The organism is Methylotenera sp. E1MeOHC1 (assembly GCF_058745595.1).
The window spans coordinates 63,773-87,055 of sequence record NZ_CP196025.1; the positions used below are offsets into that span (position 1 = coordinate 63,773).

General features: G+C 45.9%; 20 protein-coding genes and 2 tRNA genes. 10 read left to right on the forward strand and 12 right to left on the reverse strand.

What is annotated here, in order from left to right:
* Both ACSSU7_RS00245 and ACSSU7_RS00250 read left to right on the forward strand, forming a co-directional pair.
* On the forward strand, positions 1 to 2,178 hold the full coding sequence (locus ACSSU7_RS00245) for a xanthine dehydrogenase family protein molybdopterin-binding subunit (RefSeq protein WP_492516762.1): 2,178 nt from the start codon (positions 1 to 3) through the stop codon (positions 2,176 to 2,178).
* 4 nt (positions 2,179 to 2,182) lie between these two features.
* Positions 2,183 to 3,160, forward strand: coding sequence for an XdhC family protein (locus tag ACSSU7_RS00250; RefSeq protein WP_492516763.1), 978 nt, complete (start codon positions 2,183 to 2,185; stop codon positions 3,158 to 3,160).
* A gap of 12 nt (positions 3,161 to 3,172) precedes the next feature.
* On the opposite strand, the gene ACSSU7_RS00255 is transcribed toward ACSSU7_RS00250, so the two are convergent.
* Positions 3,173 to 3,763, reverse strand: coding sequence for a nucleotidyltransferase family protein (locus tag ACSSU7_RS00255; RefSeq protein WP_492516764.1), 591 nt, complete (start codon positions 3,761 to 3,763; stop codon positions 3,173 to 3,175).
* A 100-nt stretch (positions 3,764 to 3,863) separates the two neighbouring features.
* Positions 3,864 to 5,789 (reverse strand): sigma-54-dependent Fis family transcriptional regulator, encoded by a 1,926-nt coding sequence (locus ACSSU7_RS00260; RefSeq protein ID WP_492516765.1) that lies wholly within the window; start codon positions 5,787 to 5,789, stop codon positions 3,864 to 3,866.
* Between the two features lie 286 nt (positions 5,790 to 6,075).
* Here ACSSU7_RS00260 and ACSSU7_RS00265 point away from each other — a divergent pair, with 286 nt between their 5' ends.
* Both ACSSU7_RS00265 and ACSSU7_RS00270 read left to right on the forward strand, forming a co-directional pair.
* Complete coding sequence (locus ACSSU7_RS00265) at positions 6,076 to 7,962, forward strand: methanol/ethanol family PQQ-dependent dehydrogenase (protein WP_492516766.1); 1,887 nt, start codon at positions 6,076 to 6,078, stop codon at positions 7,960 to 7,962.
* A gap of 26 nt (positions 7,963 to 7,988) precedes the next feature.
* Positions 7,989 to 8,315, forward strand: a complete 327-nt coding sequence (locus ACSSU7_RS00270) for a c-type cytochrome (protein ID WP_492516767.1) — start codon at positions 7,989 to 7,991, stop codon at positions 8,313 to 8,315.
* 164 nt (positions 8,316 to 8,479) lie between these two features.
* Here the strand turns inward: ACSSU7_RS00270 and ACSSU7_RS00275 are convergent, their stop codons facing one another.
* Positions 8,480 to 10,300, reverse strand: a complete 1,821-nt coding sequence (locus tag ACSSU7_RS00275) for a sensor domain-containing diguanylate cyclase (protein ID WP_492516768.1) — start codon at positions 10,298 to 10,300, stop codon at positions 8,480 to 8,482.
* Positions 10,301 to 10,501: 201 nt separating this feature from the next.
* Positions 10,502 to 10,705 carry a cold-shock protein gene (locus ACSSU7_RS00280; protein ID WP_019897632.1) on the reverse strand — a complete coding sequence of 68 codons (204 nt, stop codon included), beginning with the start codon at positions 10,703 to 10,705 and terminating at the stop codon, positions 10,502 to 10,504.
* 368 nt (positions 10,706 to 11,073) lie between these two features.
* Here ACSSU7_RS00280 and infA point away from each other — a divergent pair, with 368 nt between their 5' ends.
* The 5 genes from infA (at position 11,074) to ACSSU7_RS00305 (ending at position 16,305) form a co-directional block, all read left to right on the forward strand.
* Positions 11,074 to 11,331, forward strand: a complete 258-nt coding sequence (gene infA, locus ACSSU7_RS00285) for a translation initiation factor IF-1 (RefSeq protein ID WP_015832705.1) — start codon at positions 11,074 to 11,076, stop codon at positions 11,329 to 11,331.
* 44 nt (positions 11,332 to 11,375) lie between these two features.
* Positions 11,376 to 11,771, forward strand: a complete 396-nt coding sequence (locus ACSSU7_RS00290; protein WP_492516769.1) for a hypothetical protein — start codon at positions 11,376 to 11,378, stop codon at positions 11,769 to 11,771.
* 63 nt (positions 11,772 to 11,834) lie between these two features.
* Positions 11,835 to 12,923, forward strand: a complete 1,089-nt coding sequence (locus ACSSU7_RS00295; RefSeq protein WP_492516770.1) for an efflux RND transporter periplasmic adaptor subunit — start codon at positions 11,835 to 11,837, stop codon at positions 12,921 to 12,923.
* The gene (locus ACSSU7_RS00300; RefSeq protein ID WP_492517801.1) at positions 12,923 to 15,994 is read left to right on the forward strand and encodes an efflux RND transporter permease subunit; all 3,072 of its coding nucleotides are present in this window, start codon (positions 12,923 to 12,925) and stop codon (positions 15,992 to 15,994) included. The genes ACSSU7_RS00295 and ACSSU7_RS00300 overlap by 1 nt, the downstream gene beginning before the upstream one ends.
* Positions 15,991 to 16,305 carry a DUF3240 family protein gene (locus ACSSU7_RS00305; RefSeq protein ID WP_492516771.1) on the forward strand — a complete coding sequence of 105 codons (315 nt, stop codon included), beginning with the start codon at positions 15,991 to 15,993 and terminating at the stop codon, positions 16,303 to 16,305. The genes ACSSU7_RS00300 and ACSSU7_RS00305 overlap by 4 nt, the downstream gene beginning before the upstream one ends.
* A gap of 179 nt (positions 16,306 to 16,484) precedes the next feature.
* Here the strand turns inward: ACSSU7_RS00305 and ACSSU7_RS00310 are convergent.
* From ACSSU7_RS00310 to ACSSU7_RS00320, 3 genes are all read right to left on the reverse strand, one after another.
* Positions 16,485 to 16,561, reverse strand: a tRNA-Asp gene (locus ACSSU7_RS00310).
* A 70-nt stretch (positions 16,562 to 16,631) separates the two neighbouring features.
* A tRNA-Val gene (locus tag ACSSU7_RS00315) sits at positions 16,632 to 16,707 on the reverse strand.
* Between the two features lie 144 nt (positions 16,708 to 16,851).
* A complete protein-coding gene (locus ACSSU7_RS00320; RefSeq protein ID WP_492516772.1) occupies positions 16,852 to 18,561 on the reverse strand; it encodes a diguanylate cyclase domain-containing protein in 1,710 nt (569 codons plus the stop codon).
* Positions 18,562 to 18,821: 260 nt separating this feature from the next.
* On the opposite strand from ACSSU7_RS00320, the gene ACSSU7_RS00325 reads away from it, so the two are divergent.
* Complete coding sequence (locus ACSSU7_RS00325; RefSeq protein ID WP_492516773.1) at positions 18,822 to 19,142, forward strand: PepSY domain-containing protein; 321 nt, start codon at positions 18,822 to 18,824, stop codon at positions 19,140 to 19,142.
* Position 19,143: 1 nt separating this feature from the next.
* Here ACSSU7_RS00325 and ACSSU7_RS00330 read toward each other — a convergent pair whose 3' ends face one another.
* The 5 genes from ACSSU7_RS00330 to ftsE form a co-directional block, all read right to left on the reverse strand.
* A complete protein-coding gene (locus ACSSU7_RS00330) occupies positions 19,144 to 20,475 on the reverse strand; it encodes a sensor histidine kinase (protein WP_492516774.1) in 1,332 nt (443 codons plus the stop codon).
* Positions 20,475 to 21,140 (reverse strand): response regulator transcription factor, encoded by a 666-nt coding sequence (locus tag ACSSU7_RS00335; protein ID WP_492516775.1) that lies wholly within the window; start codon positions 21,138 to 21,140, stop codon positions 20,475 to 20,477. The genes ACSSU7_RS00330 and ACSSU7_RS00335 overlap by 1 nt, the downstream gene beginning before the upstream one ends.
* A 3-nt stretch (positions 21,141 to 21,143) precedes the next feature.
* The gene (locus tag ACSSU7_RS00340; RefSeq protein WP_492516776.1) at positions 21,144 to 21,491 is read right to left on the reverse strand and encodes a PepSY domain-containing protein; all 348 of its coding nucleotides are present in this window, start codon (positions 21,489 to 21,491) and stop codon (positions 21,144 to 21,146) included.
* Between the two features lie 154 nt (positions 21,492 to 21,645).
* Entirely contained in the window at positions 21,646 to 22,566 is a 921-nt protein-coding gene (gene ftsX, locus ACSSU7_RS00345; protein WP_492516777.1) for a permease-like cell division protein FtsX, read from the reverse strand.
* Positions 22,563 to 23,276: a cell division ATP-binding protein FtsE gene (ftsE, locus tag ACSSU7_RS00350; protein ID WP_492516778.1), complete on the reverse strand. Its 714-nt coding sequence runs from the start codon at positions 23,274 to 23,276 to the stop codon at positions 22,563 to 22,565. The genes ftsX and ftsE overlap by 4 nt, the downstream gene beginning before the upstream one ends.
* Positions 23,277 to 23,283 lie beyond the last annotated feature (7 nt).

Here is a 23,283-nt window from a genome sequence, read left to right on the forward strand (position 1 = left end):
ATGAACTCCCCTTTAAATATCTCAAGACGTACTTTCCTGAAAGCTACAGCACTTACTGTAGGCGGGCTGGTAATTGCTTTCTCTATCCCCACCGCTAAACGCTTTTTAATGCCGGGTGCTGCACAAGATAACGCTGGTGCTGCCACTCCTAAACTGCCTGAACCAAATGCCTTTTTGCGCATTGGTACTGATAACACGATTACAGTGATGCTGGCTCATAGTGAAATGGGTCAAAGCATCTGGACGACATTGCCTATGCTGATTGCAGAGGAGCTGGATGCTGACTGGAGCAAGATTAAAGTTGAGCATGCAGCTGCTGCACCAGCGTATGTACACACAGCTTATGGCATTCAAATCACTGGTGGTTCTTCTACTACTTGGTCTGAGTTTGACCGCTACCGCCAAGCTGGCGCTTTAACACGTCAGTTATTAATTGGCGCAGCGGCTGAAAAGTTAGGGGTTGCTGCAGAAACGCTTAAAACTGAAAACGGGTTTGTGATTAGCGGTGATACCAAGGTTAGCTATGGTGAGCTGACAGAGATTGCGGCTAAATTAGAAACACCTAAAACGGTTGCACTGAAAGACCCTAAAGATTGGAAAGTGATAGGTAAAGCGACCAAGCGTTTAGACGGTCCAGAGAAAATTAATGGTACCGCCGTGTTTGGTCAAGATATTCATTTCGATGGTTTGATGACAGCCATGGTGGCACGTTCGCCAGTGTTTGGCGGTACGGTTAAGTCATTTGATGCTAGTGCAACTAAGCAAATTAAAGGTGTGCGTAATGTCGTGCAAGTGCCAACTGGCGTGGCCGTGATTGCGGATCATTACTGGGCGGCTAAGCAAGGACGTGATGCACTTAAAGTAGAGTGGGATTTAGGCCCTAATGCAAATTTAGACTCAGCAGTGATGTTGACAGAGTATAGAGCGTTGGCGAGCAAGCCAGGTTTAGTGGCTGCGCAACTTGGTGACAGTAAAGCTGAGTTACCTAAGGCAGCAAAATCTATAGAGGTCGAATATGCACTGCCATATTTGGCACACTCGCCGATGGAGCCGCTTAACTGCTCAGTGCGTATTGATAAAGACGCATGTGAAATCTGGACCGGCACGCAAATGCAGACCACAGACCAGCAAGCTGCGGCAAAAATATTGGGTCTTAAGCCTGAGCAAGTCAAAATGCACACCTTGTTCCTTGGTGGTGGTTTTGGCCGTCGTGCCAACCCAGCGGCGGATTTTGTTTCTGAAGCGGTACATGTAGCCAAGGCTGCAGGGGTGCCGGTAAAAACAGTTTGGAGCCGTGAGGATGACGTGCATGGCGGTTATTACCGCCCAATGTATTTGCATCAGGCTAAAGTAGGCGTGAATGCAGATGGTTCCCCAGTGGCTTGGGAGCACGTGACGGTAGGGCAGTCTATTATGTTAGGCACGCCATTTGAAGCGTTTATGATTAAAAATGGGGTGGATGCGACCTCAGTAGAAGGCATTGCCGATTCGCCATATTTGAAAGGCATCCCTAACTATCATGTGAGTTTACATACGGTGAAGGCGATCATTCCTGTGCTTTGGTGGCGTTCCGTTGGGCATAGCCACTCTGGATTTGTGATGGAAAGTTTAATTGATGAACTTGCACATGCTGCGAATAAAGACCCATTGGATTATCGCCGTGAATTGCTTAAAGGTCATCCGCGTCATTTAGCTGCGCTTAATCTCGCTGCTGAAAAAGCTGAGTGGGGTAAGCCTTTACCTAAAGGGGTTTATCGCGGGATTGCAGTACACGAGTCCTTTGGCAGCTTTGTTGCGCAAGTGGCAGAGGTGTCTGTGAATCAGGGTGAGGTGAAAGTGCATCGTATGGTGTGTGCTATTGATTGTGGCTTGGCAGTGAACCCAGACTCGCTGAAAGCGCAAATGGAGTCGTCCATTTCGTTTGGCTTGGGTGCCGCCATGCAAAGTGAAATTACCTTTAAGGAAGGTAAAGTGCAGCAATCTAACTTCCATGATTATCTCGTCCTGCGTATGAAAGATATGCCTAAGGTAGATGTACATATCGTGCCAAGTACCGAGAAAATGGGCGGTGTAGGTGAGCCAGGTTTGCCACCAGTGGCACCTGCTGTGACCAACGCTATTTTTGCGGCAACGGGTAAGCGTATTCGTCAATTGCCGATTGGCAACCAGCTGGCTTAGTGTTGTGAAGTCTGCGGATTTAGAGGTATTAGAGCGTGCGCTTGATTGGCTGAATCATGGCCATCTAGCGCATATGTTTACCGTGGTGCAGACATGGGGTTCAGCCCCGCGTTTGCCCGGTGCGGTGCTGGTGGTGCGAGATGACGGGCATTTAATCGGCTCGGTATCCGGTGGCTGTATTGAGGATGATTTAGCTGATAAAGCGCGTAATCAAGCACTACCGACCCAACCTAGCATTATGGAATATGGCATTAGTCGCGAGGATGCGCAGCGCTTTAGAATCCCCTGTGGTGGCAGGTTGCAGATTTTTGTTGAGCCATTACAGCATGCCTCACAATTGCTGCCCATCGTTCAGAATCTGCGTGATAGAAAGCTCACCAAGCGCTCAACCCGTATCAGTACCGGCGAAATCACCTTAACAGAAGTGTTGCCTGAGGGTGCACCACGCATCGAGGGCGATTGGTTTCATACCTACTTTGGCCCACAATGGCGCTTGCTCATTATCGGTGCTAATCAGTTAGGGGCAACGTTGGCTAGCATGGCGCAAGCTTTGGATTTTGAAGTGCTGGTGTGTGAGCCGCGCCAGGAGATTCGAGATGAGTGGCATGTGGATGGCGTAACATGGGTTTATGGCATGCCGGATGATGTAGTGCTGGATATCGCGCCGGATGCGCATACTGCCATTGTGGCGGTGACACACGACCCTAAACTCGATGATATGGCTTTGCTTGAGGCGCTAAAATCAGATGCGTTTTATGTTGGGGTGTTAGGCTCGCAAAAAAATCAGGAAAAGCGGCGTGAGCGTATGCGCATGTTTGACCTGAGTGAGCCGGAAATCGCCACCATGCGCGGCCCCGTGGGTTTACGTATCGGCAGCCGCACTCCCGCAGAAATCGCCGTGGCCATTCTTGCCGAGTTGATACAGGTACGGGCACAGCAAACGACGATAGGCTTGGTGCGCGAAGTGAGTTGTGCCGCTTAACGTTCTAAATTTCTAGCGTTTTAAATTGATACGCTCTAAATCTTGCGGTGTATCAATATCTGCCAAAATGCCACTATCTTCACACGGTAGCAGGCAAACTGCATCGGCATAGCCTTTGACGATAGAGCGTGCACCTTCATCTCCTTGCAGGTTTTCTAGCTCGCTGCGGTATTTTGCAGCAAAACCAACCGGATGCCCACGCTGCCCATGATAGGTAGGGATAACGATAGACTCACTGCTGTTTAATCGATTAGCAACCGTGCGTATAGTTGCTGGCTGAATATAAGGCATATCAGCTAAAGCAATCACAAAACCATGCTTGGTTGCCTCAAAATTTGCTGAAAAGCGAATAGCGGCAGATAGGCTATCTGCCATCTCCTGTTCACTCTCTTTGCAGGCAAATACGGTTAAACCAGCTTGTTGTAATAGGGTTGCCAGCGCTCTGTTTTCTGGCCGTACCACAGCAACGCAGGTCGGTATGGCTTGCAGCAGGTTTTCTGCCGAGGTTAGTGCGATTGAGCGGCCATCAGCCATCGGCTCTAAAAGTTTATTGCTTGGGCCAAAGCGGCGGGAAAAACCAGCCGCCAGTAAAATGCCTATCATGAGAAGTTCCAGTGTAAGTGCTTATGGTCTGGCACGCTTAGCTTTTGGCATACAGCTACCAGCATTGAGTAAGACATAAAGCCCAACGCAAACACCTAGCCTAAGCAATGCCCATCGCTTTAAGTTTGCGATATAGCGTATTGCGGCTAATACCGAGCTGGCGCGCAACTGCGGAAACATTGCCGGCCTCAGCTTGCATGGCTTGCCTGATGGCTTGGCTGGTTAGGTCGTCTAAATCCAATGAACTGGATGTTGCGTTACTGCTCAAACTTGGCTTGGTTAGCGACATCTCATCAATAAAATCTTGCGTGAGGTGTAACGTACTGATGGCTTCTCCATCTGCTAGCGCAATGGCGGTTCTGAGTACGTTATGTAGTTGGCGGATATTGCCTGGCCATGAGTGCGTTTGGAATATCGCCAGCACTTCAGGTGTAATTTTTACTGTGCCTGCCTGCTCAATATGTAAAATGACATCAATCAGCGCTTGCAGGTCAGAGCGTTCGCGTAGCGGCGGCAGTGCGACACTGAGGCCATTGAGTCGATAATAAAGATCGCTGCGGAACTCGCCAGCCTCTACTTTTTCTTTTAGTTTTAGATTGGTCGCACTAATCAGTGAAAAGTTGACCGGGATGGTTTTTGTACTGCCGAGCGGGGTCACGGTACGCTCTTGTAGCACTCTCAGTAAGCGTGCTTGTAATGAGAGCGGCATGTCGCCAATTTCATCCAAAAATAAAGTACCGCCATTGGCCTGTTCAATTTTACCCGGGCTACCTTTACGGCGCGCGCCAGTAAATGCGCCTTCTTCATAGCCAAACAGTTCGGCCTCAATTAGGCCTTCAGGCAATGCTGCGCAGTTTACCGCAATCCACGGGCCTTTGTGCTGTGCGCTGGCTTCGTGAATCGCACGTGCAAATAGCTCTTTACCCACACCAGTTTCACCTTGAATCAGAATCGGAATATCACGCGACAGCACTTGTTTGATTTGCTGTACCGCCCGTGAGATTTTTGCATCGCCACTATCGAGTAAATCTAAATTGGCGGCGCTGGTCCTTTTTACAACTGAAGGGGGCGTGGCGCTAATCTGCGGTTTCTTCTGCAGTAGTTCAACTTGCACATAAATACGCGCGCCATTGTTTAATCTTAATGGCACGATTAATTTATCGGTGCCGCCGATTTGCCTTAATAAGCTTGTGAATGGGACATCAAACAGATTGTTGAAATTAATGCCTTGCTGCGATGCTGCCTTGCTGGTGTTTAAGCTCAGTTGGAATTGGCCGCTACGATTGGTCGCAACCAGTTGGCCGCCGTCTGTAAAGATAGCAACGCCTTCCCATAGGGTGCCAATAAACTCTGGGCGCGCATGAAAGTGCAATGCAATCTCGCCTTGATGGCTTGCCAAAAACAGGCGGTTCTCAATCATCTGTGCAGACATTTTGACTAGTGCTAACGTATGCTGCTGCGACATATTCGAGTCATTGGAGACATCCAATGTGGCAATCAGCTGATTCTCTGCGCCGAAAATAGGCACAGCAGAGCAGCTTAATGAGTGATGGTATGCCATAAAGTGTTCAGCGCCTTGTACGGTGAGCGCAGATTGCTCAATCAGTACCGTGCCAATAGCGTTGGTGCCTCTGTGATCTTCATGCCAAGATGCACCGGCAGATAAGGCAATGCGTTGTGCCTCATTTAAAAAATGATGGCCGCCCAAGCTATGCAGAATCACGCCTTCATCGTCGGTCAGTATCACTACGTTACGGGTATGGGCAATTTGCTCGTTGAGTGTTTCCATCTCTGGCTGTGCCAGCTTAAGCAACTGCTGGTTTTGTTCGCGTTTGAGCGCCAGTTCCTGTGCGGTGACTACCTCTAAACTGGATGGTGAGTTGGTATCGATACCATTAGCCAAGCAGCGTCGCCATGAGCGCTCAATCGCTTCTGCAATGGCCCCTTGCTCCACGTTGCCATTGCTCAGAAATTCTTTTCTAGCTTGCAGGATGGCAGGGGTTTTATCTGATGCAGCATTACTCATATGTTGGCTAACTACCTTAAATTAATTGAACACCTGTCACGTGACAATTGTTCAATTCTGACACAGTATCAAAAGTTAAATGCGCTCTGTGTTGAAGAGGCATTTATTTCCACGAAAGTTCTAGTTTGTTGATTTTAAATAAATTTCTAATGAGATTTTATTTAAGTTTGCGGCTTTTTATTGTGTTGGCATGCCTGTTGCAATATTAGCACTGTTACCAATATCGTTTCAATGCATGAGATTAGTAATACAGAACTTAAATAATTTTATAATTTGGGGATGCAACATGAATCATCTATTTAAACGTAAATTTGGCGTTAGCCTAGCTTTAAGTGCAGGCCTGTTTGGCATGCTAAGTACTCCAGCTTTTGCTGAAGATGAATTATCAACCCTCATGAAGGATGATAGTCAGTGGGTGCACCCACGTAAAGATTTTAGCAATTCTGGTTATAGCCGTTTGAGCCAAATCAATAAAGGCAATGTGAAAAACATGAAACTTGCCTGGTCTTTTGCAACCGGTGTTAACCGTGGTCATGAAGGTGCGCCGCTAGTAGTGAATGGCGTGATGTATGTGCACACTGCATTCCCTAATAACGTTTACGCGTTAGATCTTAATGACAACCAGAAAATTCTTTGGTCTTATTTCCCGAAACAAGACCCATCAACACAGGCTTTACTGTGCTGTGATAACGTTAACCGTGGTTTAGGCTATGGTGATGGCAAGATTTTCTTGCAACAAAATGACGGCTTATTAGTTGCGTTAGATGCTAAGTCAGGTAAAAAACTATGGGATACGCAAGTAACAAACCCTAAAGAAGGCGCATCAAACACCAATGCACCGCACGTGATTAAAGATAAAGTGATTACAGGCTGTTCAGGTGGTGAATACGGCGTACGTTGCTATATCAGCGCTTACAACATTAAAGATGGTGCTTTGGTATGGCGTGCATACAGCACAGGCTCAGACCAAGACGTATTGATTGGTAATGATTTCAATAAGGATAATCCGCACTACAGCGCGTTATCACTTTACCAAGATGTGAACGGCGGTAATAAAATCGGCGGTTCATTTAAAGCTTTACCTAAAGACCAATTAAAATTTCCTGAAAAAGACCTAGGCATGAAAACCTGGCTTAAACCACAAGCCAAAAAAGACGGCTGGCAAAACGGTGGCGGCCCAACTTGGGGTTGGTACTCATATGACCCCAAATTAAACCTGATGTACTACGGTACAGGTAACCCAAGTACTTGGAACCCAGATGTGCGCCCAGGTGACAACAAATGGTCGATGACTATTTTTGCACGTGATGTCGATACTGGCGAGGCGAAATGGGGCTATCAAATGACGCCGCATGACGAGTGGGATTACGACGGTATGAATGAAATCATCTTGTGGGAAACTAAAGGTAAGAAGCTAGCTAGCCACTTTGACCGTAACGGTTTCGGCTATACATTCGACCGCACTAATGGCTCATTGCTAGTTGCAAACAAAATGCATCCGTTTGTGAACTGGGCATTTAATGTAGACCTTAAAACTGGTATACCGAATAAAGACCCTAAATTCTCAACTCACCAAGATTACAACGCACAAGGTATTTGTCCTTCTGCGCTTGGGGTAAAAGATCAGCAGCCTGCTGCATTTTCACCAAAAACAGGCATGTTCTACGTACCGCTTAACCACGTATGTATGACGTATGAGCCAGTGGAATCTAAATACGTTGCAGGTCAGCCATGGGTAGGTTCAACCTTAACCATGTTCCCTGGTCCAGATGGCGTAATGGGTGGCTTTATGGCTTGGGATGGTTTAAAAGGAAAGTCAGCTTGGTACAAAAAAGAGCAGTTCTCAGCTTGGGGTGGCGCATTGGTTACATCAACCAATTTAGTGTTCTACGGTACATTAGATCGCTGGTTTAAAGCGGTAGATGCCAACAATGGTAAAGAGTTGTGGAAATTCCAAGTAGGTTCAGGCGTAGTTGGTAATGCTATCACTTACAGTAACAAAGGTAAGCAATATGTTGGCGTGTTATCTGGTATTGGTGGCTGGGCAGGCGTGGCAATGAACCTAGGTTTAACTAACTCAACAGATGGCTTGGGTGCTGCTGGCGGTTATAAAGATCTAGTGAAATACAATGCTGCACCTGGTGGTGGCGCAATGAACGTATTTAGTCTGTAACTTATTAAGTCATAAGGAAATATAAGATGCATCAATTATTAAAGAAAACAGTTTTATTAAGTGCATTGCTCTTGAGTGCGCAAGCGGCTAATGCTGCTGACCCAGCAGAAAGTCTTGCACAAAAGAGTGGATGTTTAATGTGTCATGGTATACAGAATGCAATTCTTGGCCCATCTTACAAAGATGTAGCCACCAAATATAAAGGTGATGCAGCTGCAGAAGCGCGTTTGATTGCAAAAGTGAAAGCGGGTGGCGGTGGTGTTTGGGGAAAAATGGCGATGCCACCTAACAGCCCACAAGTAAAAGATGATGACATTAAAACGATTGTGAAATGGGTACTTAAGCAGGCCTAGCTGTTTGAGTATTCTGTCATAAAAGAAAAGGGTCAACCGCGAGGTTGGCCCTTTTTTTATTGACAATTGTAAATGCTTACTTCTCTACAGGCCTTTACGCTGCTTGCTTTCGATTTAAATGCTGAAAACTGCTGCAGCATATCTTAGATATTATTCACGAGACTTTATTCAGTATGTGCCTTGGGTGGTTCTGCCCCCACAACGCGATTGCGGCCCGATTGCTTGGCTAAATACAGTGCGGCATCGGCTCTTGGTAGAACGCTGTCTACAGTTTCACCGTGCACGCGTTCTGCAACGCCTGCACTAAACGTAATCAGCACACGTTCATTATTGTGTAGAAAGAAATTTTTGGTGAGGTCACGCTGTAAGCCAGAAACTACCGTGACGGCGTCATTCTGGTTGGAGCCCGGCAGCAGAATTACAAACTCCTCGCCACCGTAGCGCGCTAAGACATCGGTACTGCGTAAAATACCTTTCACCACCTTGGATAAGTGGGCAAGTGCTTTATCGCCTGTAGAGTGGCCCATGGTGTCATTGATCTTTTTAAAGTGATCAACGTCCAGCATCGCCAGCGAGAGCGATGTGCCGTGTCTGTCAGAGCGCTCAAACTCGCGAATCAAGGCTTCATCCATGCCGCGCCTATTTAATGCGCCAGTGAGGAAGTCTTCATGCGCTGCTTCGCTAATGTAATCCAGCTTGAGGGTGAGTTCGTTAATTTTCTTTTCAGCCTCTTGTGCCTTCTTCTGAGACTCTAGCAGCGTCTCATGGTTGGCTTTGGCTTCAGTATTCATTTCGCCAATATCATCTACTAAATGCTCTAGTATCGTATTGAGTTCAGTAATGTCGTTGACGGCATTAATTTGGTTGTGATACTCCTGAATCTTGCTCTGGTAGTTGCCGGTAGAGGAGGTAATGTCCGCTAGTCTGCTGACAAAAGTATTCACCATGCTTTTCAGTGTTTCTTTAGCTTCAATCAGCCCCGGCTTAATTTGTGCCTGTTTGAAAATGAGCTCTTTGAGGCTGCTTTCTGCGTTATATACCGTATCAATCTTTAATGGCTTGGAAACAATCTCTTTAACAATTGCAATTTGTGCGTGCAGCCATTCATCTTCAATGGTTAGTTCCGCCATGCTTGATACAAGTAAGCGCAATATTTCTATCAGCGCTTCTTGCATTCTGCGTTGTGCGTCAGTTTGCATTTCTGCTCGGAGCAAGGTTGAGCGTAGCGCACCGTTCAGTTCTTCGATTTGAGCTAATGTTTGAGAGGATTCAGCTTCTTTAATCAGCTCTTCCACGCGATTTGCGGCACTGGGTGAATCCGCAAATTTTGGCATAACAATAATCCGAATGGTTCTAACCAATATGTCACGCCAGGCAGCAGCGATATCTGCAGCGGTGGAATTATTATTGCCTGTGTGCGATGGCACATGCTTAGTAACTTGCACTTCATGATGGTTGAGCGCTGGGGTATGATTGGCAGATATTTCAATATCTGCAGATTTCCCCTCGCCCCAAGAGGTGATGAGGGTCTGAATCTTTTCGGCCAGTTGCATCGGATCATTGCCAAATGCTGAGATGGCACGATTTAACCCATCTCTTTTGTTTGAAGGCGTTAATTCTGTATGGTTAAGCTCTAGCTGTTTAAGCAAGTAGCGTAATAGTGAGCCCCACTGAACATCACTATCGTTATTTGCATCGTTAAGAATAAGTGCACGCAGTTGTGCATCTAGATTAACGGCATCATTTTTTTCAATCAGATTCGGAATGCGTTTTGCAATCGCGGCATATTTTGGATGCTCTTTGCCTTTTTCTGTGAGTACTTTATTGAGTGTAATATCTAGTAAAGCTTTACCGTTTAATGAAGCAGTCCCTGCAATCTCATCGTAAACCTTGCTGTAGTTTTCCGGCGTAGGCGGTTTTTGGCTCTTTGATAGCTGAATTAAAGTTTGGCGAGCAATTTCAAGTGGTGTGAGTTTTTGTTCCATAAGATCCGACTGATTAATCCTTTTGGGTGATTGTTACATGATGTTACCCTTGTAACAAGCTGTCATCTTACTCTGGAGTCAATTTGGCGACAATTATTTAAGTATAAGAATAAACGCTCATTGCTTGATCGTGCAAATGCTAAATATATAGACAAAAAAAATGACCCGATAAAGGGTCATTTTAAATGGATTCTTTAAGTACTAAACCTTCTGAATGTTAGAAGCTTGTTTACCTTTTGGTCCGTCAGTCACGTCGAAAGATACGCGATCATTTTCTTTCAAACTTTTGTAACCGCTATCGTTGATAGCTGAGAAATGTGCGAATAAATCGTCACCGCCTGCGTCAGGAGTAATGAAACCAAAACCTTTAGAGTCATTAAACCATTTTACTAAACCTGTTGCCATATCTTATTCCATACTTTTTAAAAAAGGGAGGCACCCTGAAAGTTCGGGTTTTTAAATGCAATCAATCTACGAAAGACTAAAAAATTAAAAATTCAAACGCCTACATTGCTTTTTACGGACAAATTGAGAGGCTGTCAAGCACATTTTTAATTATCTTTGTGGCGTCATGCGTCATAGTGATTAAAATCAGACACTTATTTAACTGATTAGCTTGCTAAATTAGGCTTCTGGGGCTATAGTGCGCGTGCGTTAGATAGTGCGTGCGTAAACTATTTTTATACACAAAATTCCCAATGTTTTACGATTGCATCAACTTTTGATTAGCTTTTAGCTTTAACACGGGTCTTACATGATTTTGGAGCAAAGCAATGGCAAAAGAAGAGTTGATTGAAATGAGTGGCGTAGTAACAGAGATTCTACCTGATTCACGTTATCGCGTGACATTAGATAACGGCCATGTATTGATTGCATATACTGGTGGAAAGATGAAAAAAAACCACATTCGTATTTTAGCGGGCGATAAAGTCACACTAGAGTTATCTCCTTATGATGTTAACAATGGTCGTATCACATTTAGACATATTGATAATCAGCACACATTCACTCCTAGAAAAAGAACCTATTAACTAGAGCGTTTGTCATCATCCTTAATAGCTGATACATTTATTCCATGCTAAGAGGTTTTAATAAAAAACTATTGTTGCTGATTGTGGTTTGGTTTGCGGTCTTGCAAGCCTTTTCACCATTTATCCATGCACATGTTCAGGCAGATACTTCTGCCTATGGACATGGTTTGCATATGCATGAGGCTGATTTATTTCAATCATTAGATACTGTACACACACTTAAGAGCGTTAATGATGTGCAAGTGGTTGGGGTAGATAAAGCTTTAGCTAAAACTAAAAATTTAGAGGTATTGCCTGTGCCTCTATTTTTGATGTTATTTATTATTCCGTTGTTGGTAGTTTCCACAAGGCGCCACAAATATGCGTTTACCGCGCATATCAGTATTCCTCCTTTTCTCCAGTCTGTAGCGGGGCCACGCGCTCCACCTCTATTCTCCTAAAAGTTCTAGATTTAATATTCGTGCTTGTCACGAATGGTTTTCTGCTTTTTTAGGAGTGCTTTCGTGAACTATTTTCTCGTATTAATCACCACGCTTGTATTTTTTAGCGGCAATGCGCAGGCCGCTGATGTTGTGATGAGCTTGGTGCAACAAAAAAGTCTGGGTGTGGTAGTTGCCCCAATTGGTAAAAATACTTTATTGAGCAGCCGCCGTTTCCCGGCAGAAATTGTGATCCCAGTCGGTCAGGAGCGCATTGTCAGCGCACCCCAGTCAGGTTTGTTAGATCAGATGCATGTGGCAGCAGGGCAAACGGTTAAAAAAGGGCAGGTAATTGCGCATTTAATCAGCTCGGATTTGCTAGGTTTGCAGCGTGATTATCTGCAGGCGTTAACGCAGAACAGGCTAGCTGCAAAGGCATTGGCACGTGATACGGAGCTGTTAAAGGAAGGCGTTATCGCTCATCGCAGATATTTAGAAACCGAAAGTGCACATGATGAGGCTAGCGCCAACTTAGCACAGAGCAGGCAAGTGTTAAGGTTGGCCGGTGTGAGTGACGCGGCTATTGCAAAGTTAAGCCCATCAACTGGCATGGCTAGCGGCCTTAGTTTGGTAGCGCCGATTTCCGGCCAAGTGTTAGAGCAAATGGTAACGACTGGGCAGCGTGTTGATATGGCGATGCCTTTATACCGCATTGCCAAATTATCTCCGCTGTGGCTTGAGATTCATGCACCACTTGAAGGCTTGCCATTTGTGAAGGAAGGGATGCAAGTGCAGGTGCCTAAGCTGCAAGCAAGCGGGCATCTTATTGCTGTGATTCGTAGCGTCAATAAAGCTGACCAGACGCTACATTTGCGCGCTGAAATTACCAAAGGCGCAGAAAAACTATCACCAGGACAGTTTGTGGAGGCTGAAATCAACTTAGGCGATCAATCTAAGTATTTTAGTGTGCCAAAGTCAGCGCTTGCAAGGCAAGGTAACAGTGCCTTGGTGTTTGTGCAAACGAAAGCTGGCTTTAAGCCGATTAAAGTGACGGTTATTTCTGAGCAAGTGGACGAGGCTGTTGTCGATGCGCCATTTACCGGTAACGAGCAAATTGCAGTGACGGGTGTTTCTGCAATTAAAGGCACCTGGTTGGGGTTAGGGGGTGAATGATGTTAGCTAAGCTGATTCAGTTTGCCCTGACGCAACGGTTATTAATGGTGATTGCCACACTCGGCTTGGCGGCTGCAGGTACGGTGGCTTATCGGGCGTTACCGATTGATGCCTTTCCAGACGTGTCTTCTACGCAGGTTAAGATAGTGGTTAAAGCCCCTGGTATGACACCAGAAGAGGTCGAGGCAAGAATTACTGCACCGATAGAAGTTGAAGTGTTAGGGGTGCCACATCAAGTGGGGGTGCGCTCTGTGGCTAAGTATGCACTCACTGACATTACGATTGATTTTGAAGATGGTACCGATATTTACTGGGCCAGGCAGCAGTTGTCAGAGCGCCTAAGTGCTGTCTGGCCCAATTTGCCTGAAAACGTGTCTGGCGGTATGGCGCCGATGACAACACCGTTAGGTGAGATGTTTATGTTCACCGTGGAGAGCGATGAACTGAGCCTGCAAGAGCGACGTAGCCTGCTGGACTGGGTGATTCGCCCACAGTTACGCACAGTTGGAGGTGTCGCTGATGTCAATGCGCTAGGTGGTTTAGTGCGTAGTTTTGAAATCGTGCCGGACAATGCGCGCATGTACGCAAGAGGGGTGGCGATAGATCAGTTACAGCAAGTGCTACAAACGAATAATCGCAATGGTGGTGCTGGGCGATTGAACGATGGTGAAGGCTCTTTATTGGTACGCACGGAGGGTGGTTTTAAAACCATTGAAGATGTTGAGAACACCGTGGTGCGTACCGATCATGGTATGTCGGTGCGGGTGGCTGATGTTGCTACGGTACGTATTGGATCAATTACGCGCTATGGTGCCGTGACCAGTAATGGTCAGAATGAAACCGTGCAGGGCTTGGTGTTAGGCTTACGTGGTGCCAATGCACAGAAAGTGGTGGAAGGCGTAAAAGCCAGACTGGCAGAGATCGCGCCGCAGTTGCCTAAAAGCGTCAAGATTAATGTGTTTTATGATAGAGGTAGTTTAGTCGAGCGTGCTGTTAATACCGTGACTAAGGCTTTGTTAGAAGCCGTAGTGTTGGTGCTGATTTTGCTGGTACTGTTTTTGGGTAACTTTAGAGCCGCGCTGACCATCGCTTTTATTTTGCCGCTTTCTGCACTCTTTACTTTTTTATTGATGCGCAGTTTCGGTATGTCTGCCAATTTAATGAGCTTAGGCGGGCTCGCCATTGCCATCGGCATGCTGGTGGATGCTGCAGTGGTGGTGGTAGAAAATGTGGTATCGCATCTGGCAGATAAAAAGCAGGCTGGTACGTTACCGCGTATGCATATTATTTATCGCGCTGTACGCGAGGTTAGCGTGCCGGTCACCGCCGGGCTGCTAATCATTATTACGGTATTTTTACCTTTACTCACCTTGCAGGGCTTGGAGGGTAAGTTATTCACCCCAGTGGCATTGACGATTATGTTCGCTTTAGCCGGGTCGTTGCTATTATCGTTGACGGTGATTCCTATGCTGTCTTCATTTTTGTTAAAAGAAGTGAGCCACGATAATCCATGGTTGGTGCGTAAGGCGCTGGCGATTTATGAGCCAGTATTGATTTGGTGTTTGGCGCATGCAAGGGTGATAGTCGTTGCCGCGTTGGTGATGCTTGCGCTCACTGGCGTTGTGTACACCCAGATTGGTAAAACCTTTATGCCTGTGATGGATGAAGGCGACATTATTATTGGGGTGGAGAAGTTACCGTCGATTAATCTTAATCAAACCATCATCACAGACATGAATGTGCAGCGCGCGATATTAAATCAAGTGCCGGAAGTGAAAGGCGTATATTCACGTGTTGGTTCAGATGATTTGGGGCTGGATCCGATGGGCTTAAATCAAACGGATAATTTTTTGATACTAAAGCCAATGCGAGAGTGGCGTGTGGCGACCAAAGAGCAACTGATTGATGAGCTGCGTAAGGTAATGAATCAGTTGCCTGGCCTAGCCTATAGTTTTACGCAGCCAATTGATATGCGTGTGAATGAAATGATCTTAGGTGTGCGTGGTGATTTGGCGATTAAAATCTTTGGGCCGGACCTCACCACACTTAATGCAAAAGCACAGCAGATCGTTAAAATTTTAACGTCTATTCCGGGTAGCCAGGATGTGTACACCCCGCAAAACAGCGGTGTGCAGTATTTACAAATCAAAATTGATCGAATGGCGGCAGGGCGCCTCGGCTTGAGTGTCACCGAGATAGAGGCCATATTGCTAGCCCAGCTTGAGGGTAAGCAGTTGGGCGTAGTGCAGGAAGGACAAAAACGCACCCCTGTGTTGATTCGTGGTAGCCAGGATTTACGTGCATCCCCCGCAGACTTTGGCAATTTAATGCTGACGCTAGACAATGGTACAAATATACCGCTTTCGGCTGTTGCTAGAATTGAACGTGAAGAAGGCCCGGTGAAGGTGGATAGGGAAGGCGGCGCACGCTTCGTGGTGGTGACAGCCAATGTACGTGATCGTGATTTGGTGAGTTTTGTGGAAGAAGCCAAGCAGCGTGTGCAGGCAGAGGTTAAGTTTGATGAAGGCTATGCTGCAAAATTTGGCGGCCAGTTTGAGAACCAGCAAAGAGCATCCGCACGCTTAGCAATTGTGGTGCCAGTGGCTATCGGATTGATATTCTTATTGTTGTTTGCGACGTTTGGGTCAGTTAAGCAGGCCGTATTGATTTTGTCTAACATCCCGTTCGCAATGATCGGTGGCGTGTTTTCGCTTTGGTTGTCAGGGGAGTACTTATCCGTACCTGCTTCAGTAGGGTTTATCGCCTTGCTAGGCATCGCTGTGCTGAATGGCGTGGTGATGGTCAGTTATTTTAACCAACTGCAGGCACAGGGCATGGCAATGGCTTCTATTGTGGTGGAGGGTGCCAAACGTAGGTTAAGGCCCGTGCTGATGACTGCAAGCATTGCGGCTTTTGGCTTGATTCCCTTGTTATTTGCGACAGGGCCTGGGTCTGAGATTCAGCGGCCTTTGGCCATTGTCGTGATTGGCGGCTTGGTAAGCTCAACTGCACTGACATTGGTGTTGCTGCCAATTTTTTATCGCAGGTTTTTTAATGGGGCTGCAAAATGAACCAATATCCTAGTGCGCAGGGCTTATTAATACTGATGGCGCCAGTGAGTTTAGAAGAAGCATTGGTTGATTTGTTATTACAAAAAGACCAGATCTCTGGTTTTACTACAAGTCATGTCAGCGGGCATGGTAGGCAGCATGCTGGGCTTAGTCTGGTGGAGCAAGTTGCAGGTCGCCAGCAGCGTGTGCAGTTTATGATACATGCTGGTTTTGCTGAGTTGCAAGAGTTGATAGTTGAATTCAAGCAAATGTTTAGCGATACCGGCATGCACTATATATTGATGCCGATTGCTGAGGCGCAATCACTATAAAGGTGTGATGTAGGGCATAGGTTGTTTTGTTGCGCTTATGCCCTCACTGTTTAGCCGTATGGCGACAAGCCTAGTTGATAACATAGGTATTGGTTAGGGTCGAAAAACGTTGGCTCTATTTTGGACTATAGAAAAGAAAAAACCCTCATAAGTTTTCACTTATAAGGGTTTTAAAATATTGGCGGAGTGGACGGGACTCGAACCCGCGACCCCCGGCGTGACAGGCCGGTATTCTAACCAACTGAACTACCACTCCTTGAACTTTATGTATTGATAAAATCTATACATATTCAGTTAAAGCTCAAATTTTCGTCAGTGCAAATTTTTGGTGGGTGCTAACGGGGTCGAACCGCTGACATTCGCCTTGTAAGGGCGACGCTCTACCAACTGAGCTAAGCACCCTGCAGCACTAACGAAGGCCGCATATTACAGACAATGCGGCATGTTATCAACACCTTTTTCACTTAATTTAAATAAAAATGATATTTTTTTTATGGGCGCGATTTATTGACCCAAGATTTCAATATCTTGAGGTTTTTGTGGTGGCTAAATGAAGTCGCTGTCAAGTCTAATTTGGTTGCGACCCGCGGCTTTTGCCGCATACATGGCATCGTCGGCACGTTTCAAAATTTCATCTTCATTTGACTCGTGGTTAATAAAGACAACCACGCCTATGCTGGCAGAGCACAAATGCTCAATTTGGGTTTTGCTATCTTTCGCATTTAATGAAAGTAAATATGGCGCTAATAATGTCTTGCGTATTTTCTCTGCAATGCGGTTGGCTTGGAGCACTGATTTTTCTTTATCGGTGGTTAACGTGTTGAGCAGTACAACAAATTCATCACCGCCAAATCGAGCTACGGTGTCAGTTTGACGCACGCAGCTTTTGATTCGCTCTGCTACCTCTAGCAATAAGGCATCCCCAAATGCATGGCCATAAGTATCGTTGATAGGCTTGAAGTTATCTAAGTCCAAGAACATGAGTGCGCAGTAGCGGCCATTACGCTTACTTGATGCCATGGTATGGCTCAAGCGGTCTTTGAGTAAGCGCCGGTTGGGGAGTGTGGTTAATACATCGTAAAACGCTAGCTGGCGCACTTCGTCTTCTAGCTGTTTACGGTCTGTAATATCTAAATTGTGCCCTTGCAAATAGAGCAGAGCCCCGTTTTCGCCTTTAATCGGTGTGACACGGCAATAGAAGTCACGGTACACGCCATCGTGCCGTTTTAATCTAAAGTAATGGTCATGGCCAGATTTCTTTTCAAAATCTACTTGCCAGATTTTCTGTGCCTCAGTTAAGTCCTCTGGGTGCACAACTGAAGCCCATTTTTCTATGGTTAGGCTGTTTTCTGGGTCTTGGCCAGTAAAGTCAAACCACTGTCTATTAGTATAGGTGAACACTGAGCCATCAAATGCCCACATATGTATATTGGTGTTGTTTAATAGCACCGATAGTTTTTGCTCGCTTTCTGCCAGTGCTTTGCTTCTGTTGGCAAGCTCGGAGGTGCGTTGTTTAATTCTCTCTTCAAGGGTTTCTTGATTGAGCAAAATTTCGTCAGTAGCATGTTTGAGTTTATCTAACACTACTTTAATGTGTTTGATAAACGGATGGAAAATCAGCATAGCCTCTAATGCAAGCAAGAATAAGGTAATAATCCACAAGGTGGTTTCTGCTTTTTCTAAGCGCTTAATAGCTGCTTCACCTTCTAATTGATATTGGTGTACTGCCTTATCTAGCGATGAAACTAAAGTGCTGGGCGCAGTGAGGGTGATATAGCGCAGTGCTGGGTTATCTATCGCCAGTTTGTCATTATTGGTAGCAATTAATGCACGTACCGTATTAATGTAAGTTCTGACTTGCTGGTTGAGTGGCTGCTCACCGCTGTAATACATAGCCTTGATGGCAGGGGACATGGTGCTGGGTAGCCCCATGCTCGGGTTGCCATGCAGTAAGCCGTGATGTGAGACAGCCATTAGTTCCACAGACTCTTCCAACTTGTGGCGGATGGCTGAGCGTTCGCTGTTGGGTGCCGTGACTAATAAATTGGCAAATAGCGCGGTGCGCTGGCTTAACATTCGTTGTCGCCCACTTACGTTGACCACAGCCGCGGTGCCATTTTGCTCCGAGATGACAAGCTTAAGACTATACCAAGCTGCGGTTGAAAGTGTTGCGACGAGAGATAGTGCAAGTACGTAACGCCAAGTGAGTGCTTGAGCGATGCCTAGGTCATCTTTGATGTGTAGTTTTGTGAACAAGTGTTTTCTCAGTTCTTGCCACGGCGTGTGACAATTGACTATAGGCCAAATTTCTATATCAATGAGGAGACATTTGCATGTCTGTCAGCTGTTTTGAAATGTTGGCTTTAGTACATGCTTCAACTCTAGCAAAATTGTCTACGCAGGTAAAGTGACCCTATTGAGTATATGGATAAGTAAATGTTGTGATAGGTTTTTTAAGCTTGATTTAAGCTTGGGCGCATAAAGTGATGTTCACCATTTATTAAAGGAGTTACATCATGAGAAATTCAATCCATACATTTACTGTAGCGTCACTTATTTCATTAAGCTTATTATCGCCATTAGCTTTTGCTGATGACGATATTCATGAAATTGAAGCCATTTCTAAAGAGCTGGGCTTAATTACCTTAGAGCAGGCAAAAACAAAGGCGCTAGCTGCAAAGCCTGGTGCGGTAGCCGATGTTGATTTAGAAAATAGAAAATTTGGCAAAGGCTGGGATTACGAGTTCGAGATCGTGGATGCTGATGGACGTGAGTGGGAGGTTTTAGTGGATGCAAAAACAGGAGCGGTACGTGATGTAAGCCGCGAGTGGTTTTAGGTTAATCCGTACGAGGGGTAAATCTAATTTCAACGCGTAAGCCGCCAAGTGCGGCTGAGCGGCTAAAGCTTAGGTTGGCCCCGTAGCTATTTGCAATATCGTATACGATGGCTAGCCCTAAGCCACTACCCGCAACCGTTTCATCGGCTTTAAAGCCGCGTTGTGTGAGTGAGTTTAACTCATGCGCCGGGCAGCCTGGTCCGTCATCTTCTATGACAAAGATGGGCGCTTCACTGCCTGTTACTGTAAGCGATACATTGCGTGCACACCATTTGCAGGCGTTATCCAGCAAGTTGCCCAGTATTTCTAATAAGTCTTCGCCATCGCCATGAAACCGTGTTCCTTTTGCAACTTCCCAGGTGATGTTCACATTTTTGGCTTTGTAAATCATCCGCATGGTGTGCGTTAGCTGCGCAATCTCGGTTTTTAAATCTACCTGTTGCATGGGCTTGGCATTACCCATTAAGCGTGCACGTTTGAGTTCACGTTCGATAATTTGGTCCAATGACGCTGTTACCGCATAAATGGATGCACGAATCTCGGGCAGGTCATCAATTTCTGTGCGCTCTGCAGTCTGATTTAGCAGTGTGAGTTTGGTCTTGAGGGCGTGTGCTAAGTTGCCTAAAGACTCTCGGGAGCGTTTGGATTTCTGCTGAACTGTATGCAATAGGTGGTTGAGCTCTGTAATTAGTGGCGCAATTTCTTCCGGCCCTTTTGATGCAATTTGGTCAGCCTCACCACGCTCCAGTTTAGCAATGTCGCTCTGCATCTCTTTTAGCGGTAGGAGTGCGCGATGTATCATCAGCCGTTGTATCGCTAATAAGAGGATAAGGCCAAGCAATGAGATTGCGGCATAAATCAGCTGAAAGTGTTCAATGCTCGCTTTTAGCGGGCCTAGATTTTCAGCGATTGCAATCGTAATCGACAGGCTTTGTTTTTGGTAGCCATGCGCCACAATCAGCAAGGATTGTTGTTCCGGGCCTTGGCTGTAAACTAATTGCTGCTCTCCTGCTGCCAAGGGGCCTACTCTCATGTCGGTATCCCACAATGAACGAGAAATTAAGCGTTGCTGCCCAGAAATGACCACATAATAGTTACCGGAGAATGGCCGCTGGTAAATGGCGCTTAGACGCTGTGCGTCAATTTCCAGTTGGTTCGATGCATTTAATCGGGCACTGGCAAGGAGGCTTTCCCCTTCGTGCTGTAGGCGCTTAATAAGCTGATCTTCGCTGAGTTTATTAATCGCATAGCTAACCACTAGCCATTGTAGTGATAGCAGCAACACCAAGCTAAGCGTGATGCTCCATGATAACCTGCCCTTGAGTGAGCGCATTAAGGTGCAACCCCAAACACATAGCCTTGGCCGCGCCTAGTTTGTATGCGATGGCTACCAATCTTTTGGCGCAGGCGGTTGATATATACCTCAATCACATTGCTGTCTTTATCTTCATCATATTCATAAACATGCTCGGTTAGTACTGATTTAGAAAGAATGTGCCCAGGGTGCAGCATAAAGTATCGCAGTAGTCTGAACTCTACATTGGTGAGGTTGTGCTGAGTGCCATCCTCAAATATCACGGTTTGCGTCTGTTCGTTCAGTTTGAATTGGGCTGAGTGTAACTCGCTGGCATGATTAACTATGCTGCGTTTTAGCACTGCACTGATACGTGCCAGCAGTTCTTCAATTTGGAACGGTTTACTGACATAGTCATCTGCACCAGTGTTAAACCCCGTTACCTTGTCCTGCCATCCGCCTCTGGCGGTGAGAATGATGACGGGCATGTTCACTTGTGCGTTGCGCCAGTGTGACAATATCTCCAGCCCATTGCGTTTGGGCAGGCCTAAGTCTAGTATGGCTAAATCATAAGGCTCTAACTCACCTTGTATTTCCGCTTCTACGCCATCTGTGGCTAAATCTGTGGCATAACCCGCACGTTGCAGGCTAGTTTGCAGTTGTTTGCCGAGTATGGGGTCGTCTTCAACTAGGAGCAGGCGCATGGGTTAATCCTCAAGTTCCATTTTGATGAGCTTACCAGTTTTTGCATCCAGTTTTATTTCCCAAACTTGGCTATGTGCATCCAGCAGTTCTACCTCATAAATATATATGCCTTTTTTGTGCTCCAGCTCAGTTTCCAACACTTCACCAGGTTTAATTTCTTTTGCTAGTTTCGTGATTTTTTCTAAAGGAAGTATTTTCCCTGCACTTAATAATTGGCGTGCCGTTTGCTGATTAATATCAGCTTTTGCCGTAGTGTTGGTGAAAACAAAAACGCCTGCTAACAATACGCATGCTGCAGTTAACAATACAAAAATACCGAGTTTTTTCGTCATAGTGTGTTTGATTTGCATAGGGCGAGTTACTGCCTTAGTCAAAAACTCCGAGTGAAAGTAATGGTCATGTATTGTGCATGCGTAAGCTTAACTCAAGCTTAATGCTGATGTGTATATTAATGGACGCCTGATGTGCTCAGGCGTTCAGGCGTACTTTGTAGTGAGGTGGGCGCTAGTTGATTTTGTAGCTTGCAATCGCACGTGACACGGCGATGTATGAGCCTACCCAGCCTATGCATATTGCCACAATGATGACAGCTAGGAATAGCTGTAAATTAAATAGCGATACGCTGAAATCATTGCTATATAAATGGGCGATTTGCGCCATAGAGAAATTAAATGCGAGAGTAATCCCCATGAGCATTAGTACTGCCATTAATCCGCCAAATAATCCGTACAGCGCCCCTGCATATAAGAATGGCATGCGTATAAAGCTACTGGTCGCACCGATTAGGTTGCTTACTTCAATTTCATCTTTTTGCGTTAAGATTTGCATGCGTATCGTGTTGCCGATAATCACCAGCAGTACGATAGCCAATAAGCCGGCAATCATCGAGATGAGTTTTTTGCCTAAGCTCAGTAACGATGACAGGCGTTTTACCCACTCGGTATTCAATAATGCCAGCTCTACGTTAGGTAGGTTTTGCAGTGTGTCTTTGAGTTGAATCAAGCGATCTGGGTCGGCAGATTTTGCTTGAATGAAAAATGCATCTGGCAATGGATTTTTGCCTAGCTGCGATACGGCATCACTCACGTCTTGATTGCTTTGTGACTTAAGCTGCAACTGTTGCCAGGCTTCTTCTTTTGTCACTAAGTGAAAGCGCTCAATCTCTTTATTTTGGGCTAATTGACGTTCAATTGTTTTAATCGCGCCAGCACCAGCTTCCACATTGAGAAACAGGCTGATTTCTGTGTCTTTTTGTATGTGGTCTGTGAGTTTGGATAAGTTATCTACCGCTAAATAAAATAAGCTGGGCAGACACATTGCAACCCCAATCACCAGGCAAATCATAAACGTTGACAGCATATTGGCTTGCATGCGCTTAAGTACCAGCTTAAGGGTTTGTATATGTTGGTTTAGCCAGTTACTCATGATGTAAAAGGCTCGATAGAGGATGACTCTTGGTTAAAGTTGGGTGTGTTTAGTAAAGGCTCGCTCAGTGAACCTTGGTTAATATGCAGCACGCGGTTCTGTGTGGCACTCATGCCTAGGGCGTCATGCGTAGACATAATCACTGTGACCCCCACTTGATTGAAGGCGTAGAAAATTGCCATGATGTCTGCCGCATAGCTTGCATCTAAATTGCCGGTAGGCTCATCCGCCAGCAGGATAGACGGGCGACTGACCACTGCACGTGCGATTGCCAAGCGCTGCTGTTCACCACCGGATAATGTGATGGGCATGGCTTTTTCTTTATGCAATAAACCTACTTTATCTAGCGCGGCACGTACACGCTTGGCGGCTTCTTGTCCGGATATACCATTGATATGTAAAGGTAAAATTACATTCTCAAAACAGTTTCTATCATACAGTAGCTTGTGGTCCTGAAAAATTAAACCAAAGCGGCGGCGTAGAAATGGAATGGCAGAAGGTTTTAATTGGCTGACATTTTGATTGGCAATCAATACTGTGCCGCTAGTGGGGCGCTCTGTGGCTGCAATCAGTTTTAACAGCGTGCTTTTACCGGCACCGGAGTGACCGGTCAGAAACACAAACTCACCAGCATCAATGTTAAAGCTAATGTTTTTGAGTATTTCATCGCTACCTGGGTAGCGCTTGGTGACTTTATCAAATTGAATCATGCTGGTA

What these genes read in the sequence shown, in the direction of transcription:
- ACSSU7_RS00335 (WP_492516775.1), bottom strand. Translation starts at nt 21,140, where the DNA reads ATGCGCCTGCTCCTAGTTGAAGACGACCCCATACTCGGCAAACAACTG.
- ACSSU7_RS00260 (WP_492516765.1), bottom strand. Translation starts at nt 5,789, where the DNA reads ATGAGTAATGCTGCATCAGATAAAACCCCTGCCATCCTGCAAGCTAGA.
- ACSSU7_RS00280 (WP_019897632.1), bottom strand. Translation starts at nt 10,705, where the DNA reads ATGGCAACAGGTTTAGTAAAATGGTTTAATGACTCTAAAGGTTTTGGT.
- ACSSU7_RS00290 (WP_492516769.1), top strand. Translation starts at nt 11,376, where the DNA reads ATGCTAAGAGGTTTTAATAAAAAACTATTGTTGCTGATTGTGGTTTGG.
- ACSSU7_RS00265 (WP_492516766.1), top strand. Translation starts at nt 6,076, where the DNA reads ATGAATCATCTATTTAAACGTAAATTTGGCGTTAGCCTAGCTTTAAGT.
- ACSSU7_RS00270 (WP_492516767.1), top strand. Translation starts at nt 7,989, where the DNA reads ATGCATCAATTATTAAAGAAAACAGTTTTATTAAGTGCATTGCTCTTG.
- ACSSU7_RS00340 (WP_492516776.1), bottom strand. Translation starts at nt 21,491, where the DNA reads ATGCAAATCAAACACACTATGACGAAAAAACTCGGTATTTTTGTATTG.
- ACSSU7_RS00305 (WP_492516771.1), top strand. Translation starts at nt 15,991, where the DNA reads ATGAACCAATATCCTAGTGCGCAGGGCTTATTAATACTGATGGCGCCA.
- ftsE (WP_492516778.1), bottom strand. Translation starts at nt 23,276, where the DNA reads ATGATTCAATTTGATAAAGTCACCAAGCGCTACCCAGGTAGCGATGAA.
- ACSSU7_RS00325 (WP_492516773.1), top strand. Translation starts at nt 18,822, where the DNA reads ATGAGAAATTCAATCCATACATTTACTGTAGCGTCACTTATTTCATTA.
- ACSSU7_RS00300 (WP_492517801.1), top strand. Translation starts at nt 12,923, where the DNA reads ATGTTAGCTAAGCTGATTCAGTTTGCCCTGACGCAACGGTTATTAATG.
- ACSSU7_RS00275 (WP_492516768.1), bottom strand. Translation starts at nt 10,300, where the DNA reads ATGGAACAAAAACTCACACCACTTGAAATTGCTCGCCAAACTTTAATT.
- ftsX (WP_492516777.1), bottom strand. Translation starts at nt 22,566, where the DNA reads ATGAGTAACTGGCTAAACCAACATATACAAACCCTTAAGCTGGTACTT.
- ACSSU7_RS00255 (WP_492516764.1), bottom strand. Translation starts at nt 3,763, where the DNA reads ATGATAGGCATTTTACTGGCGGCTGGTTTTTCCCGCCGCTTTGGCCCA.
- ACSSU7_RS00245 (WP_492516762.1), top strand. Translation starts at nt 1, where the DNA reads ATGAACTCCCCTTTAAATATCTCAAGACGTACTTTCCTGAAAGCTACA.
- infA (WP_015832705.1), top strand. Translation starts at nt 11,074, where the DNA reads ATGGCAAAAGAAGAGTTGATTGAAATGAGTGGCGTAGTAACAGAGATT.
- ACSSU7_RS00330 (WP_492516774.1), bottom strand. Translation starts at nt 20,475, where the DNA reads ATGCGCTCACTCAAGGGCAGGTTATCATGGAGCATCACGCTTAGCTTG.